Origin of the sequence: Amycolatopsis sp. CA-128772, assembly GCF_002904295.1 — a bacterium.
GTDB lineage: Bacteria > Actinomycetota > Actinomycetes > Mycobacteriales > Pseudonocardiaceae > Amycolatopsis.
This window is the reverse complement of record NZ_PPHG01000085.1, coordinates 1-14,956: the sequence shown is the minus strand read 5'-3', so window position 1 is coordinate 14,956 and position 14,956 is coordinate 1. Positions and strand designations below refer to the sequence as shown.

Sequence of the window (14,956 nt, the reverse complement as noted above, 5' to 3'; positions counted from 1 at the left end):
GAGGAGTCACCGTGCTGTTGTCCTCCCGTCCCCGACTGGTCCTGGTCACCGCGGCCGCCGCCGCGCTGACCCTCACCTCCTGCACGAGCAGGGAAGAAACCCCGGCGGCGCCCGCCAGCGGCGGCGGGCCGGCCGCCAGCGCCCAGTCGGCCGCGCCGTCCGCCGACGGCTGCACGCTCGAGAAGACCGGTTACCCCAAGGTCGACCTCAAGACGGCGGTGGTGGGTTTCTCCCAGTCCGAAAAGGAGGCCAACCCCTTCCGGATCGCCGAGACGCAGTCCATTCGCGACGAAGCCGCCAAGCTCGGCATCGCGAACGACAAGCTGCTCGTCACCAACGCCCAAAGCGACCTGAACCGGCAGATCAGCGACATCAAGTCGATGCTCGACCGCGGTGCCCAGCTGCTGGTCGTCGCGCCGCTGAACTCCGACGGCCTCCAGCCCGCGCTCGACGCGGCGAAGGCCAAGAAGGTCCCGGTCGTCACCATCGACCGCAAGGTGACGTCCCAGCCGTGCACCGACTACCTGACCTTCATCGGCTCCAACTTCGTCGAGCAGGGCAAGCGCGCCGCCCAGGCGATGGCGAAGGCGACCGGCGGCACCGGCAAGGTGGTCATCCTGCTCGGCTCGTCCGGCAACAACGTGACCACCGACCGCACCCAGGGCTTCAAGGACGAGCTCGCGAAGACGCCCGGCCTGACCGTGGTCGCCGAGCAGACCGGCGAGTTCGACCGCTCCAAGGGCCAGTCCGTGATGGAGCAGCTCATCCAGAGCCACCCCGACGTCACCGCGGTCTACGCCGAGAACGACGAGATGGGCGTCGGCGCGGTCAACGCGCTGAAGACGGCCGGCAAGACGCCGGGCAAGGACGTCAAGGTCGTCTCCATCGACGGCACTCGCAACGCCGTGCAGCTCATCGCCGACGGCAGTTACAACGCCGTCATCGAGTCCAACCCGCGCTTCGGCCCGCTGGCCTTCCAGACGCTGCAGAAGTTCGAGAGCGGTGAAGCCATCCCGGCGAGCATCGTGATCAGCGACGACCAGTACGACGAGACGAACGCGGCGCAGAAGGTCGGGAACGCGTACTGATGACCGCAGCGACCGAAGAGGACGTCGCCATGACGACCGCACCGGTGCTCGAGGTGACCGGGGTGACCAAGCGGTTCCCCGGCACCCTCGCGCTCGACGACGTCAGCTTCGCGCTGGCGCCCGGCGAGGTGCACGCCCTGGTCGGCGAGAACGGCGCCGGCAAGTCCACGCTGATCAAGGTGCTCACCGGCGTCTACCAGCCCGACGAGGGCGAGGTGCGCCACCTCGGCGAGCCGGTGACGTTCAAGCGGCCGATCGACGCCCAGCGCGCCGGGATCTCCACGATCTACCAGGAGGTCAACCTCGTCCCGCTGATGAGCATCGCCGGCAACGTCTTCCTCGGCCGCGAACCGCGCACCAAGGCCGGCCTCGTCGACTGGTCGAAGATGTACGCCGACGCCCGCCAGCTGCTCAAGGGCTACGGCATCACCGACGACGTCAAGCGCCCGCTGCACACCCTCGGTGTCGGCGCGCAGCAGATGGTCGCGCTGGCCCGCGCGGTCTCGACCGACGCGAAGGTCGTCATCATGGACGAACCGACGTCGTCGCTCGAGCCGCGCGAGGTCGAGACGCTGTTCGAGGTGCTGAACCGGTTGCACGCCGACGGCATCGCGATCGTCTACGTCAGCCACCGGATGGACGAGCTGTACCGGGTCTGCGAAAGCGTCACCGTGCTGCGCGACGGCCGGGTCGTCCACAGTGGACCGCTGAAGGCGCTCCCCCGCATCGAGCTCGTGTCCAAGATGCTCGGCCGGGAGATCAAGCAGATCCGCGAGGAGGGTGTCACGGCGTTCGGCGAGGAACACGACGTCGAGCGCGAGCCGCTGCTCAAGGCGGAACACCTCAGCGGCATGCGGAAGCTGCACGACGTCTCGGTGAGCATCCGGCCCGGCGAGGTCGTCGGCCTGGCCGGGCTGCTCGGCTCGGGCCGCAGCGAGACCGCGCGGGCCATCGTCGGGGCGTTCCCCCTCGACGGCGGATCCGTGCTGCTGGCCGGGAAGCCGTTGCGAAAGGGCCGGATCAAGGCGGCCATGCGGGCCGGGATCGCGCTGCTGGCCGAGGACCGCAAGACCGACGGGATCATCCCGAACCTGTCCGTGCGCGAGAACATCGTGCTGGCCGCGCTGCCGACGCTCTCCCCCTTCGGCCTGGTCAGCAAGTCCAAACAGGACAAAATCGTCAAGCTCTTCATGGAACGCCTGCGGATCAAGGCCGCGAGCCCGGAGCAGAAGGTGTCGGAGCTGTCCGGCGGCAACCAGCAGAAGGTGCTGCTCGCCCGCTGGCTGGCGACCGGCCCGAAGATCCTGCTGCTCGACGAGCCCACCCGCGGCATCGACGTCGGCGCGAAGGCCGAAGTTCAGGCGCTGATCGACGAACTCGCGCAGGAAGGGCTCGGCGTGCTGCTCATCTCGTCCGAACTGGAGGAACTGATCGACGGGTCCGACCGCGTGGTCGTGCTGCGTGACGGCTCGGTCGTCGGCGAGCTGACCGGCGACCGCATCACCGAGGAGAACGTCCTGACCGCGATCGCAGCCGAGGGTGACAACGATGTCTAGCGCCACCCTGACGAAAACCCCCGACCGCGCGAAAGTCACGGCGTGGCTGCAGAACTACGGCGTCTACCTGGCCGTCGTGGTGCTGTTGCTCTTCAACGTCGTGTTCACCGAGAACTTCCTGTCCGCGGCCAACTTCCGCACCCAGCTGGTGCAGGCGGCGCCGGTCTGCATCGTCGCGCTCGGCATGGCGCTGGTGATCGGCACCGAGGGCATCGACCTCTCGGTCGGCTCGGTGATGTCGATCGCCGCCGCGCTCATCCCGCTCTACCTCGGCGCCGGCCCGCTGACGGCGATCATCGTCGCGGTCATCGCGGGGGTGCTCTCCGGCCTGTTCAGCGGCTACCTGGTGGCGTACCTGGGCATCCAGCCGATCATCGCGACGCTCGCGTTGCTGGTCGGCGGCCGCGGGCTCGCGCTGGTCATCGCCCACGGGCAGCTCGTCCAGCTGCGCAACCAGGACTTCCTGGCGCTGGGCACCGGGGACCTGCTCGGCGTCCCGATCATGGTGATCGTCGCCGGCGTGCTGGCGGTGCTGACCGGGCTGGTCGTCCAGCGCACGACGTTCGGGCGGCACCTGGTCGCGGTCGGCGGCAACCGCGCCGCGAGCACCCTGGCCGGCCTGCCGGTGAAGCGCGTGCTCATCAGCGTCTACGTCATCTCCGGGGCACTGGCCGCGATCGCCGGCGTGCTGGCGACTTCGCGGCTGGCCGCCAGCGACCCGAGCGACGTCGGCCTGCTCATGGAGCTGTCGGCGATCACCGCGGTCGTCGTCGGCGGCACGCCGCTGACCGGCGGCCGGGTCCGCGTGCTCGGCACCGTGTTCGGCGCCCTGCTGATGCAGCTCGTCCAGGCGACCCTGATCAAGCACAACCTGCCGGACTCCACCGCGCAGATGGTCCAGGCGGCCATCATCGTCGTCGCGGTCTACGTCGCGCGCGAGCGGAGCAGCCGATGACCACCACCCAGACCAGCGCTCGGAACGCCGCGTTCGCCGGCGTGCTGCAGCGCCAGGGCGCGGCCGTCGTGCTCGTACTCGGCATCTTCGCTTCGTGGTTCGCCTTCCCGCACTTCGGCACCGCCGACAACCTGCGCAGCCTCGCGCTGCAGGGGTCGTTCCTCGCGGTGATCGCGCTCGGCATGACGTTCGTGATCATCTCCGGCGGCATCGACCTGTCGGTCGGCTCCAACTACGCGCTCGGCGGCGTGCTCGCCGCGTACGGCGCCCAGTACGGCCTGGTCGTCGCGATCCTGTTGCCCCTGGCGGTGTGTTCGCTGATCGGGCTGGTCAACGGCCTGCTCATCGCCCGCACCGGGATGGCGCCCTTCATCGTCACGCTGGCGTCCCTGCTGTTCGCCAGGGGACTCCTGCTGGCCCTGACGTCCGAAGGCGCGACGACGTACAAAGTGGACCCGGGCTCGGCGTTCCTCTGGCTCGGCCAGGGCACGATCTTCGGCATCGGCGTCCCGGTGTACCTCACGCTCGTGCTCTTCGCGCTCGGCGGGCTGCTGTTGCGCCGCACGCGGTTCGGGCAGTCGGTGTTCGCCATCGGCGGCGCCGAGCAGTCGGCGCTGCTGATGGGGCTCCCGGTCGCCCGCACCAAGATCAGCCTCTACACGCTCAGCGGCGCGCTCGCCGGGGTCGCCGGCATCCTCACCGCCGCGTACCTGCAGTCCGGCGTCACGGTGATCGGCGTCGGCACCGAACTCGACGCGATCTCGGTCGTCGTCATCGGCGGCACGCTGCTCACCGGCGGCGCCGGCACCATCATCGGCACCCTCGTCGGCGTGCTGCTGCGCACGCTGATCCAGAACGTCATCAACCAGATCGGCACCCTCGACGCCAACTACCAGACGGTGGTGAGCGGGGCCTTCCTGCTCGTCGTCGTGGTGATCCAGCGCCTGCTCGCGCGCTCCCGGACCCGCTGAACCCTGTCCCCTACCAGGAGGTTCAACGATGCTTCACCCTGCCCGAAAAGCCCGGAGATGGCTCACCGCGGCCGCCGCGTTCGCGGTCGCGGTGGCCGGACTCGGCACCGCACCGGCCGCGAGTGCCGCCGACACCCCGCAGTGGCAGCGGCTCACCCCGCCGCTGTCGACGCCGTGGACCAAGGACGTCTCCCCCACCAACGCCCTCCCCGACTACCCCCGGCCGCAGCTGACCCGCGACCGGTGGCAGAACCTCAACGGCGTCTGGGAGTTCGCCAAGGCGACCCCGGGTGAGGCCGCGCCGGTCGGCAAGACACTGGGAGAGCGCATTCTCGTGCCCTACCCGGTGGAATCCGCGCTGTCCGGGATCATGCGCCACGAGACGAACATGTGGTACCGCCGCACCTTCGAGGTCCCCAAGACCTGGCAGGTCGGCAAGGGCGGCCAGCGGCTGCTGCTGCACTTCCAGGCCGTCGACTACGACGCGACGGTGCTCGTCAACGGCAAGACCGTCGGCCGCCACACCGGCGGCTACGACGCCTGGTCCGTGGACGTCACCGACGCGCTGACCACGGGCCGGACCCAGGAGGTCGTCGTCGGCGTCGCCGACCCGAACGACCAGGGCGGGCAGCCGATCGGCAAGCAGCGCTCCCCCGGTGACGGCATCTTCTACACGCCGTCTTCGGGCATCTGGCAGACCGTCTGGCTGGAGCCGGTGGCGTCCGCGCGCATCGACCGCCTCGACCTCACGCCGGACCTCGGTTCGGTGACGGTGAAGGCGGTCGTCGGCGGCCCGGTGCGGCAGCGCGTCGAAGCCGTCGCCTACGACCACGGCCGCCCGGTCGGGCGCGTGTCCGGTGACGCGAACCAGCCGCTGAAGCTCAAGGTGGACCGGCCGCACCTGTGGTCGCCGGACGACCCGTTCCTCTACGACCTGCGCGTGAAGCTCTCCGGCGGCGACGAGGCCGGCTCGTACTTCGGGCTGCGCACGATCGGCCTCGGCAAGACCGCCGACGGTAAGCAGCGGATGTTGCTCAACGGCAAGTTCGTCATGCAGGTCGGTCCGCTCGACCAGGGGTTCTGGCCGGACGGCATCTACACCGCGCCGACCGACACCGCGCTGAAGTTCGACCTGGAGCAGGAGAAGGCGCTCGGCTTCAACATGGTGCGCAAGCACATCAAGGTCGAGCCGGACCGCTGGTACTACTACGCCGACAAGCTCGGGCTCATGGTCTGGCAGGACATGCCGGCGATGAAGGACGACGTCGAGCCGTCCGCGGCCGCGCGCGTCAACTACGAGTCCGAGATGAAGCGGATGATCGACCAGCACCGCAGCTTCCCCTCGATCGTCACGTGGGTGCCGTTCAACGAGGGCTGGGGTGACTACGAAGTCGGCCGCATCGCCGACGAGGTCAAGTCGTGGGATCCCTCCCGGCTGGTGAACGCCGAATCCGGCGTCAACTGCTGCCGGTCCGAACCGGACAGTGGCCGCGGTGACATCTACGACGACCACAGCTACACCGGCCCGGGCACCCCGGCGCAGTCCGGCACGCGCGCGGCGGTCGACGGCGAGTACGGCGGCCTCGGCCTGAAGGTCGCCGGCCACGAGTTCGACGCGGCGGGCAGCTTCGCCTACGAAATGGAGCCCGACAGCGCGACGCTGACCCGGCGCTACGGCGAACTCCAGCAGCGCCTGCTGCTGGTCGCCCAGCGGTGCGGGGTGTCCGCGGGCGTCTACACGCAAACCACCGACGTCGAGAAGGAGGTCAACGGCTTCTTCACCTACGACCGGCAGGTGAAGAAGATGGACTTCGCGGCGGTCCGCGCGGCCAACCTCGCGGTCATCAAGGGGGCCACCGGCGCCCCGGTGTCCGGTCCGTCCGTTCCCGCCGGAACGCCCGGGATCGACGGCATCGCCGCGTACCCGTTCGACGAAAACGCGGGCACGGTGGCGAAGGACGTCGCCGGCAGCCACGACGCCACGCTCGTCGGCGGCGCGTCCTGGACCGCGGGCAAGAGCGGTTCGGCGTTGGCCACCAACGGTTCCGGGCAGTTCGCCGACACCGGTGCCGCCCTGGTGAACACCGAAGGCAGCTACAGCGCGGCGGCGTGGGTGAAGTTCAACGCCGTCGGCGACGGCTTCCAGACGGTGGTGAGCCAGGACGGCGACGACCACAGCGCGTTCTTCCTGCAGTACTCCGGCGCGGACCACCGGCTCGCGATGAGCTTCGTGGGCACGCGGGCCCTGGCGCCCACGGCACCGGAAGCGAACCGCTGGTACCACGTGGCCGGCGTCCGCGACGCCGCCGCGGGCACGCTCAAGCTCTACGTGGACGGTCAGCTGGCCGCCACGAAGAGCGTCTGCCTCGGTGAAGCGTCGACCGGGCACACGGTGATCGGCCGCGGCAAGTACGGCGGCGGCCCGGTCGACTACCTCAACGGGGCGGTCGACCAGGTGCACGTCTACGACCGGGCGCTGTCCGATTCGGACGTGACTGCCCTGTTCGCCAGCGGAAAGTAGCGAGCAACCGGTAACGCCCCCTGTGCGTGTGCGATAGCAGTATGGCCGTACTCCACGGCCACTGGGTGCACACGCACAGGGGGTGAGCCGTTTTGGGCTCCGGAAGATCCAAGCTGCCCGCGAGAGCGGGCGTCCTCACACTCGTCACGGCGCTGACCGCGGCCGGCACGGCGGTGCTCACCGCGACGCCGGCGGCGGCCGAATCGAGCACCGAGATCGCGGCCTCTTCGTGGGCCTACGTCGACTCGGCCGCACCGAAGGCGAGCTTCGTCGACCAGTCCGGCGACGCGCCCGTCGGCGCGCACACCTACGCCGGCGGCACGAACCACGTGTCCAAGTCCTACGTCACCTTCGACCTCTCGGCGCTGCGCGGGAACCGCCTGCAGTCGGCGTACGTGAGCACCGGCGAAACCGCCGTCACCGACTGCGCCAACGCGCGCTCGACGGAGCTCTGGCTGACCGCCCCGGCGAAGAAGCCGACGTGGAACAGCCAGCCCGCCGAGCTGCTCAAGGTCAACGGCCCGTACCTCGACTCGTCGTGCCCGTCGGACCGGCTGACCTGGACGGCCACCGCGGCGATCCAGAACGCGCTCGACGCCGGGCGGACGACGGCGACGTTCGTCCTGCGGCTGCCGGACAACCAGCTGACCGACCCGGCGTTCGGCCGCGAATACGACCCGGAGGCGAAGCTCTTCCTGAACTACGACCGGCCGCCGGCCAAGCCGACCGGGCTGCAGGTCACGTACCGGGCGTGCACGACGAAGCCGCTCGTGGTCTCCCGGCAGGTCGTGCTGGGTGTCGACGCCACGGACCCCGACGACGACTACCCCGGCACGGAGTTCGCGTTCTGGCCCGCCGACCACCCGGACCAGCGCACCACCCTGGGCGGCTCCGGCCGGACGTGGGTCGAGATCACGTCGCTGGTCAGCGAAGGCGTCACCTACGCGTGGCAGGCGCGGGGCAAGGACGACAGCGGCCTCTTCGGGCCGTGGAGCGCGACCTGCAAGTTCACCACCGACTTCACCCCGCCCAAGGCGGCGCCGGTGATCACCTCCCCCGACTACACCGCCGAAGCGCCGCCCGGGTCCGGCGGCACCGGCGTGCCGGGAACGTTCGTCTTCGACGCCAAGGGCGACACCGACGTCGTCGGCTTCAACTGGGACGGCGGCTTCGCGGCCGCCGACCGCCGCGGCGGCAAGGCGACCGTGCGGTACGCACCGACGTGGAACGGTCCGGTGAGCATCAGCGCGACGCCCGTCGACGCGGCGGGCAACCAGGGGCCGACCGGCTCCTACCGGTTCTGGGTCGCGGACAACCAGCCCGGGGTGACCTGCACGCCGTTCGACGACTACGTCGGCGTGACCCGGACGTGCACCTTCACGCCGTACGGCACCACCCCGGTCACCGGCTACGTCTACCACCTGACCAACCAGCCGGACGAGACCGTGCCGGCCGGCCCGGACGGGACGGCGACGGTGACGGTCACGCCGTCCGACCCGCAGCTCAACTACGTCCAGGTGGCCGTGCGGTCCCGGCTCGCGACGGGGTACCTGACCGCGGAGCACTCGACCGGGCTGTTCAGCGAGCCCGGCGAGCCCGAGGTCGAGCAGCTCACCGCGAACCCGACGCAGAGCCTGCCGGTGCAGTTCCGGGTGCACGCCGTGCTGCCCGGCTCGGTCTCGTTCACCTACCACTGGAACCAGGAGGACCTGATCACGGTGCCGCTCGACGCGGACGGCACGGCGATCGTCACGGTCACGCCTGCGACGTCGTCGTACGGTTCGCTGTACGGCTACACGACCACCGCGTCGGGCGTGCAGTCCGGCTGGGGCGGTCTCAACGTCCCGGTGGCGTCGAACAAACCGAAGGTGACCAGCGCGGAGTACCCCGAGGGCCAGACGAGCGGCGCGGTGGGCGTGCCGGGCACGTTCGTGTTCTCCTCGCCGGTGCCCGGTGCGGTCAGCTACACCTACGACTTCGGCGGCGTGAACGGCACCGTGCCGGCGGGCCCGGACGGCACGGCGAGCGTGGTCTTCACCCCGGCCCGGAGTTACGTCAACAGCGTCTCGGTGACGACGAAGTTCGCCGACGGCACGGTTTCCGAGCAGGGCGGCTACACCTTCTACGTGGCCTACTCCTCGCCGCACCTGACGTGTGACGCGACCGGCTGGTCGGTGGCGCCGGGGCAGCACATCCAGTGCACCCTGACGCCGGTCCAGGCGAACCTGGCGGCCTACGGCTACCAGGTGGACTCCGGCCCGGAGACGACGCTGGCCCCGGGCCCGGACGGCACGGCGACGTTCGGCATCGACGTGCCCGCGGACCGGCGCAGCGGCTCGTACGTCCAGCTGCGGGCGTGGAGCACGAACACGGCCGGCACCAAGTCGGACGAGACGGGCACCAGCTTCTACGTCTACGTGAACACGGGTGCGTCCGCCCGCGGCACGGCGACGGCGGTCTGAGGTTCTCGTGACGGCCACCGCGGCAACCCGCCGTGGTGGCCGTCACCTTTGACCTGGAGCGCGCTCCAGCCCCTAGCGTCGGTTCCGGCCGGAACGCACTGGGGAAAGGAACCCGAAATGACCGACGAGCGCTTCGAACTCGGACTGAAGACCTTGACCGCGATCGACGGCGAGAGCGGGCAGCGCGTGCTCGACAACCTCGCCGACGTCTCCCCCGCCCTGGCCGAGGCGGTCGTGTCGTGGGGGTTCGGCGAGATCTACGCCCGGCCCGGCCTGCCGCCGCGGGACCGCCAGCTCGTCACGCTCGGCATGCTGACCGCCCTCGGCGGCTGCGAGCCGCAGCTGGCGGTGCACGTCAACGCGTCGCTCAACGTCGGCTTGACGCCGGCGGAGATCGTCGAGGCCCTGCTGCACTCGGCTGTCTACTGTGGATTCCCGAAGGCGCTCAACGCGACCTTCGCGGCCAAGAAGGTGTTCGCCGAACGCGGGCTGCTTCCGATCATCCCTGCCGCGCCAGCAGCCCCGCCAGCAGGTTCGTGAGGCTCTCCGCCAGCCCCGCCGCGAACGCCGGCGGCTCGCCCAGCGCCGCGACGGCCGGGGCCGGGTTGGCGGCGGGCCACGACCCCGCCACCAGCACGAGGACGTCCCGCGCGAAGTGCCGCGCCGCCGGGGGCGGCAGCTCCGGCACCCGGGCTCGGACCAGTTCGCCGAGCCGCTCGGTGTTCGCCGCCGCCCGGCGCCGGAAGCCGCGGGCGAGGTCCGCCGGGATGTTGCGTTCCAGCACCGGTGCCGTCACGCTGATCAGCTCGCACAGCACCCGCCGCCCGGCGAGCGTCGACGCGATCGTGCCGGCGACGCCGTCCGGCCCGGGTGGGGCCGGCCCGAGCGCCTGCTCCAGTTCGTCGAGCCACGCCGTCCACAGGCCGTCGAGCACCTCGAGGAAGACCGCCTCGCGGCTGTCGAAGTAGCGGAGCACATTGGACTTCGCCAGCCCGACCCGGCAGCTGAGCTCCCGCAGGCTGATCTCGGCGACCGGCCGCTGCGCGAGCAGCTCGCGCGCGGCCGCGAGGATCGCCGTCCGGCGCGCCTCGATCTGCTCGGGGCGGCGGGCGCGCTGGAATCCGGCGCTCATGGCGCCGAGGCTACCGGTCGGTCGAGGCCTTCGTCCCGGTCTCGCGGCGCGAGGAGACCCGGCGGTAGCTCCAGCCCAGCAGCGCGAACAGGATGACCGACGACAGGATCAGGCTCGACCCGGTGCTCCAGCCGCTGAACGGCAGCGACTTCACCGTGCCCCAGACGATCCCGGCCGCCAGCAGCGCCAGCCCGGCCAGCACCGAGCCGGCGATCCGCAGCGGCGACGACACGCTGTCCTCGGCCGCCTTCATCGCGCGGTCGCGCACCGGGTCGACGTACCGCTCGAGCGCCGGGAACTCCGAGGCCAGCACCAGCAGCCCGGCGAGCACCAGCAGCAGCCCGGGGCCGGGCAGCACGAGCAGCAGCACCCCGACCAGCAGCAGGACGGCTCCCGCCACCGTGATCAGGATCCGCTTCGCCTGTTTGCCGATGCCCACTGGGGGTCTCCCCTCGTTTCGTCCGATTCTTCCCGGTCGCGGCCTCGCGTGCCACTCACGAGCGCCCGCGCTCTGGCCGCGGCCACGGTCAGGCCCGCCAGCGCGACCACGCCGAGCGCGAGCACGAGTCCCGGCCAGACGTACAGCACCTGGGCGTAGGTACCCCGCCGCCCGGCGAATACCCACCCGAGCAGCTGCGGCAGGAACACCAGCGGGACGAGCGGCAGCAGCGGCGGCGCGATCCGCCACCACCGCGGCTTCCGCCGGGCCCGCCGGACCCCGAGGATCGCCAGGCCGGCGGCGACCAGAGCCAGCGCGCCGAGCACCCGGTCGGCGATCACCCCGGCGGGCAACGCGGGCTCCGGCGTGCCGCCATCGAGGAGGCTCGCGAGGCCCTGGGCCAGCAGCTCCGCCTCGTTGTCCGGCGCCATCCCGATGTTCGCGACCACGGCGACGCCGTACCCGCCGGGCAGCAGCACCTGCGCCGCGGTGTGCGAGAACCACTCGCCGGTGTGGGAGACGCGCCCGTCCCGGGACCGCCAGCCCAGCGCGTAGTCGCGGCCGGGCGCGGGCGTGTGCGCCAGCGCGGCGCTCACCGGTGTGACCGCCCCGCCGCCGTCCCGCTGCGCCACCAGCCACTTCGCCAGGTCCTCCGCGGTGCTCAGCACGCCGTGGCTGCCGCCGGTGAACCAGTCCGGTTCGGACACGCCGGCCTCGATCCCGAAGGCGCGGACGTACCCCTCGGTCCCGGCCGGCGGGGTGTCCACGGAGGTACTGCCGGTCATGCCGAGCGGCCGGAAGACGTGCCCGGCCAGGTAGTCCGCGAACGGCTGCGCGGCCACGACCTCGACGAGCCGGGCGGCCACCTCGTAGTTCGGGTTGTGGTAGTGGAACGCGGTACCCGGCTCGTCGGCGAGGTCCGCGTCCCGCAGCCGGGTGACGGCCTCGGCGAGCGTGTGCGGCTGCGGCCGCTTCAGGTCGGGGAACGCGGAGTCGGCCATCCCGGACGTCTGGTCCAGCAGCATCCGCACGGTGATCTTCGCGCCGCGGGGATCGGCGAGCCGGAAGCCGGGCAGGTACCGCGTCACCGGCTCGTCGAGCCCGACCCGCCCGGCCTCGGCCAGCTGCAGCACGGCGAAGGCGGTCATGGACTTGCTCAGCGACGCAATCGGCAGCCGGGTCGACGCGGTGATCGGCGCCCCGGCGGCGTCGTGGCCGTACCCGGCGGCACGGACGACGTCGCCATTGTGGGTGATCGCGACGGCGGCGCCGGGCAGGCCGGTGTGGTCGAGGTGGGCACGGACGTAACCGTCGATGTCCCGTGAAGCCGCCCGCGCCGGGGTCGCGGTGGCCAGCAGGAGAGCCGCGAGCACGAGAAGAAGCCTGGTCATGGCGGTGAAGGTAGGCGGCGGCCACCCCCGGTGACTGCTGCCGGAGGGCGGGCACCACCCCCTGCTTTCGGCACCTGTTCCCGGTACCGAACCGCGTCCGCCACCGCCGACCGCCGGTCACCGCGCCAGCAGCTGGTCCATCGGCACGAACGCCGGCCCCTCGGGCGCGGCGGGCCGGCCCGCCGCCAGCGAGGCCAGTTCCGCGCCGGCCTTCTCGATCCGCCGCTGCAACGCCCCGGAAGCCTCGCCACTGCCCCAGTCCGACGAAGCCGCGTACACGCCCGTCGCGACCGGATCCGCCTTCAGGTAGCCGAACAACGGCCGCAGCTGGTAGTCGAGCACCAGCGAATGCCGTTCCGTGCCACCCGTGGCCGCGAGCAGGACCGGCTTGCCCACCAGGGAATCCGTGTCGAGCACGTCGAAGAACGACTTGAACAGCCCGCTGTAGCCGGCGGTGAACACCGGCGTCACGGCGATCAGGGCGTCCGCGCCGGTCACCGTCTCGATGGCCGACCGCAGCTGCGGGCCCGGAAACCCGGTCAGCAGGTTCTTCGTGATGTCCAGGGCGATGTCCCGCAGCTCCACCACGGACACCTCGGCCGGGGACCCGGCCGCGGCGACGGTCGCCGCGGCCAGGCGGTCGGCCAGCAGGCGGGTCGAGGAAGGCACCGACAGACCCGCCGTCACCACCGCGAGCTTCATGCCTCGCTCCCGACCAGCGCCGCGGCCTGCAGGGACTCGTGGGTCGGCGCGTCCGGCACGTGGGCCGGGCGCAGCGCGTCGAGTTCCTTGCGCAGCACCGGGATCACGTGCTCACCGAGGAGGTCGAGCTGCTCCAGCACCGTCTTCAGCGGCAGGCCGGCGTGGTCCATCAGGAACAGCTGGCGCTGGTAGTCGCCGAAGTGCTCGCGGAAGGTCAGCGTCTTGTCGATGACCTCCTGCGGGCTGCCGACGGTCAGCGGCGTCTGGTCGGTGAACTCCTCCAGTGACGGGCCGTGCCCGTACACCGGCGCGTTGTCGAAGTACGGCCGGAACTCGTTCCACGCGTCCTGCGACTTCGGCCGGATGAACGCCTGCCCGCCGAGGCCGACGATCGCCTGGTCGGCGGAGCCGTGGCCGTAGTGCTCGAACCGCTGGCGGTAGAAGGCGATCAGCTGCTGGAAGTGCTCCTTCGGCCAGAAGATGTGGTTGGCGAAGAAGCCGTCGCCGTAGTAAGCGGCCTGCTCGGCGATCTCCGGGCTGCGGATCGAACCGTGCCAGACGAACGGCGGGACGCCGTCCAGGGGCCGCGGGGTCGACGTGAAGCCCTGCAGCGGGGTGCGGAACTTGCCTTCCCAGTCGACGACGTCCTCACGCCACAGCTTGCGCAGCAGCGCGTAGTTCTCGATGGCCAGGGGGATGCCCTGGCGGATGTCCTGGCCGAACCACGGGTAGACCGGGCCGGTGTTGCCGCGGCCCATCATCAGGTCGACGCGGCCGTCGGCGAGGTGCTGCAGCATCGCGAAGTCCTCGGCGATCTTCACCGGGTCGTTCGTGGTGATCAGCGTCGTCGACGTGGACAGGACGATCTTGGACGTCTGCGCCGCGATGTGGCCCAGCATCGTCGTGGGCGACGACGGGACGAACGGCGGGTTGTGGTGCTCGCCGGTCGCGAAGACGTCGAGACCGACCTCTTCGGCCTTGAGCGCGATGCGGACCATCGCCTTGATCCGCTCGTGTTCCGTCGGCGTGGTTCCGTTCGTGGGATCGGTCGTGACGTCGCCCACCGTGAAGATTCCGAACTGCATGACCTGCTCCCTTCGCGAGCCCCATCTTACATGCGCGTTCAACTACTTCCAAGCAAGAGATATTCCGGCCGTCACGGCCTCGGAGGGCACCCAGTAAGGTCAGGGGCATGGACGCGGAGCTCGCTCGGCTGGGTCTGGCAGAACGTTCGGTACGACTCCTCTCGGGCCGCGACATCTGGGCCTCGATCACCCCACTGCTCGCCCCGCGCCGGAACCTGGTGGCCGCCTTCGGCCACGTCGGTCCCGGCGCGGCCGCGCTGCTGCCACTGGAACCCGGCGACACCCTGATCACGGACGCGAGCCTGGACACGGTGCTGTCCGGGGCGACGAGCCCGCACGCCCTGCTGCACTGGGTGAAGGCGGGCGTCATCGTGCACTCGCTGCGCGGCCTGAACGCGAAGCTGGTGATCGCCGAGGACGACCCGTCGTTCGTGGTGGTCGGCTCGGCCGACGTCACCGCGGCGGGCCCCCGGCAGCTGTTCGAGGCGGTCACGGTGTCCCACGAGCGGCACACCGTCGAGGAGGCCCAGGAGGCCTGGCTCGAGTGGTGCGACCTCGCGGGCCCGTCGCTGACCGCCGGCGACCTGGAGCCGCTGCTGGAGCAGTACGGCGCCGGCAAGCCGGTCACGGCCCGCGCGCCGGCGCCCGCCCGGT

At 71.1% G+C, this 14,956-nt stretch carries 12 protein-coding genes and 1 pseudogene; 8 read left to right on the top strand and 5 right to left on the bottom strand.

The features are described from left to right. Nucleotides 1–11: 11 nt before the first annotated feature. From C2L59_RS36495 to C2L59_RS36465, 7 genes are all read left to right on the top strand, one after another. Nucleotides 12–1,088 carry an ABC transporter substrate-binding protein gene (locus tag C2L59_RS36495; protein WP_103354102.1) on the top strand — a complete coding sequence of 359 codons (1,077 nt, stop codon included), beginning with the start codon at nucleotides 12–14 and terminating at the stop codon, nucleotides 1,086–1,088. After that, entirely contained in the window at nucleotides 1,088–2,644 is a 1,557-nt protein-coding gene (locus C2L59_RS36490; protein WP_103354101.1) for a sugar ABC transporter ATP-binding protein, read from the top strand. Before C2L59_RS36495 ends, C2L59_RS36490 begins: the two co-directional genes overlap by 1 nt. Beyond that, nucleotides 2,637–3,599, top strand: coding sequence for an ABC transporter permease (locus tag C2L59_RS36485; RefSeq protein WP_103354100.1), 963 nt, complete (start codon nucleotides 2,637–2,639; stop codon nucleotides 3,597–3,599). The genes C2L59_RS36490 and C2L59_RS36485 overlap by 8 nt, the downstream gene beginning before the upstream one ends. Further along, a complete protein-coding gene (locus tag C2L59_RS36480) occupies nucleotides 3,596–4,570 on the top strand; it encodes an ABC transporter permease (RefSeq protein WP_103354099.1) in 975 nt (324 codons plus the stop codon). Before C2L59_RS36485 ends, C2L59_RS36480 begins: the two co-directional genes overlap by 4 nt. Before the next feature lie 28 nt (nucleotides 4,571–4,598). Next, entirely contained in the window at nucleotides 4,599–7,091 is a 2,493-nt protein-coding gene (locus C2L59_RS36475) for a LamG-like jellyroll fold domain-containing protein (protein WP_103354098.1), read from the top strand. A gap of 92 nt (nucleotides 7,092–7,183) precedes the next feature. Next, on the top strand, nucleotides 7,184–9,553 hold the full coding sequence (locus tag C2L59_RS36470) for a hypothetical protein (RefSeq protein WP_103354097.1): 2,370 nt from the start codon (nucleotides 7,184–7,186) through the stop codon (nucleotides 9,551–9,553). Nucleotides 9,554–9,670: 117 nt separating this feature from the next. Then, nucleotides 9,671–10,093, top strand: a complete 423-nt coding sequence (locus C2L59_RS36465) for a carboxymuconolactone decarboxylase family protein (RefSeq protein WP_103354096.1) — start codon at nucleotides 9,671–9,673, stop codon at nucleotides 10,091–10,093. Here the strand turns inward: C2L59_RS36465 and C2L59_RS36460 are convergent. The 5 genes from C2L59_RS36460 to C2L59_RS36440 form a co-directional block, all read right to left on the bottom strand. Continuing rightward, nucleotides 10,053–10,685 (bottom strand): TetR family transcriptional regulator, encoded by a 633-nt coding sequence (locus tag C2L59_RS36460; RefSeq protein WP_103354095.1) that lies wholly within the window; start codon nucleotides 10,683–10,685, stop codon nucleotides 10,053–10,055. The two genes, C2L59_RS36465 and C2L59_RS36460, sit on opposite strands and share 41 nt — an antisense overlap. Nucleotides 10,686–10,695: 10 nt before the next feature. Further along, on the bottom strand, nucleotides 10,696–11,124 hold the full coding sequence (locus tag C2L59_RS36455) for a PGPGW domain-containing protein (protein WP_103354094.1): 429 nt from the start codon (nucleotides 11,122–11,124) through the stop codon (nucleotides 10,696–10,698). After that, nucleotides 11,091–12,515, bottom strand: a complete 1,425-nt coding sequence (locus C2L59_RS36450; protein WP_233223867.1) for a serine hydrolase — start codon at nucleotides 12,513–12,515, stop codon at nucleotides 11,091–11,093. Before C2L59_RS36450 ends, C2L59_RS36455 begins: the two co-directional genes overlap by 34 nt. 117 nt (nucleotides 12,516–12,632) lie before the next feature. Next, nucleotides 12,633–13,217 carry an FMN reductase gene (locus C2L59_RS36445; protein WP_103354092.1) on the bottom strand — a complete coding sequence of 195 codons (585 nt, stop codon included), beginning with the start codon at nucleotides 13,215–13,217 and terminating at the stop codon, nucleotides 12,633–12,635. Then, complete coding sequence (locus C2L59_RS36440) at nucleotides 13,214–14,302, bottom strand: LLM class flavin-dependent oxidoreductase (protein ID WP_103354091.1); 1,089 nt, start codon at nucleotides 14,300–14,302, stop codon at nucleotides 13,214–13,216. Before C2L59_RS36440 ends, C2L59_RS36445 begins: the two co-directional genes overlap by 4 nt. Nucleotides 14,303–14,409: 107 nt before the next feature. Here C2L59_RS36440 and C2L59_RS36435 point away from each other — a divergent pair. Continuing rightward, nucleotides 14,410–14,956, top strand: a pseudogene (locus C2L59_RS36435) (hypothetical protein); the annotation flags it as partial.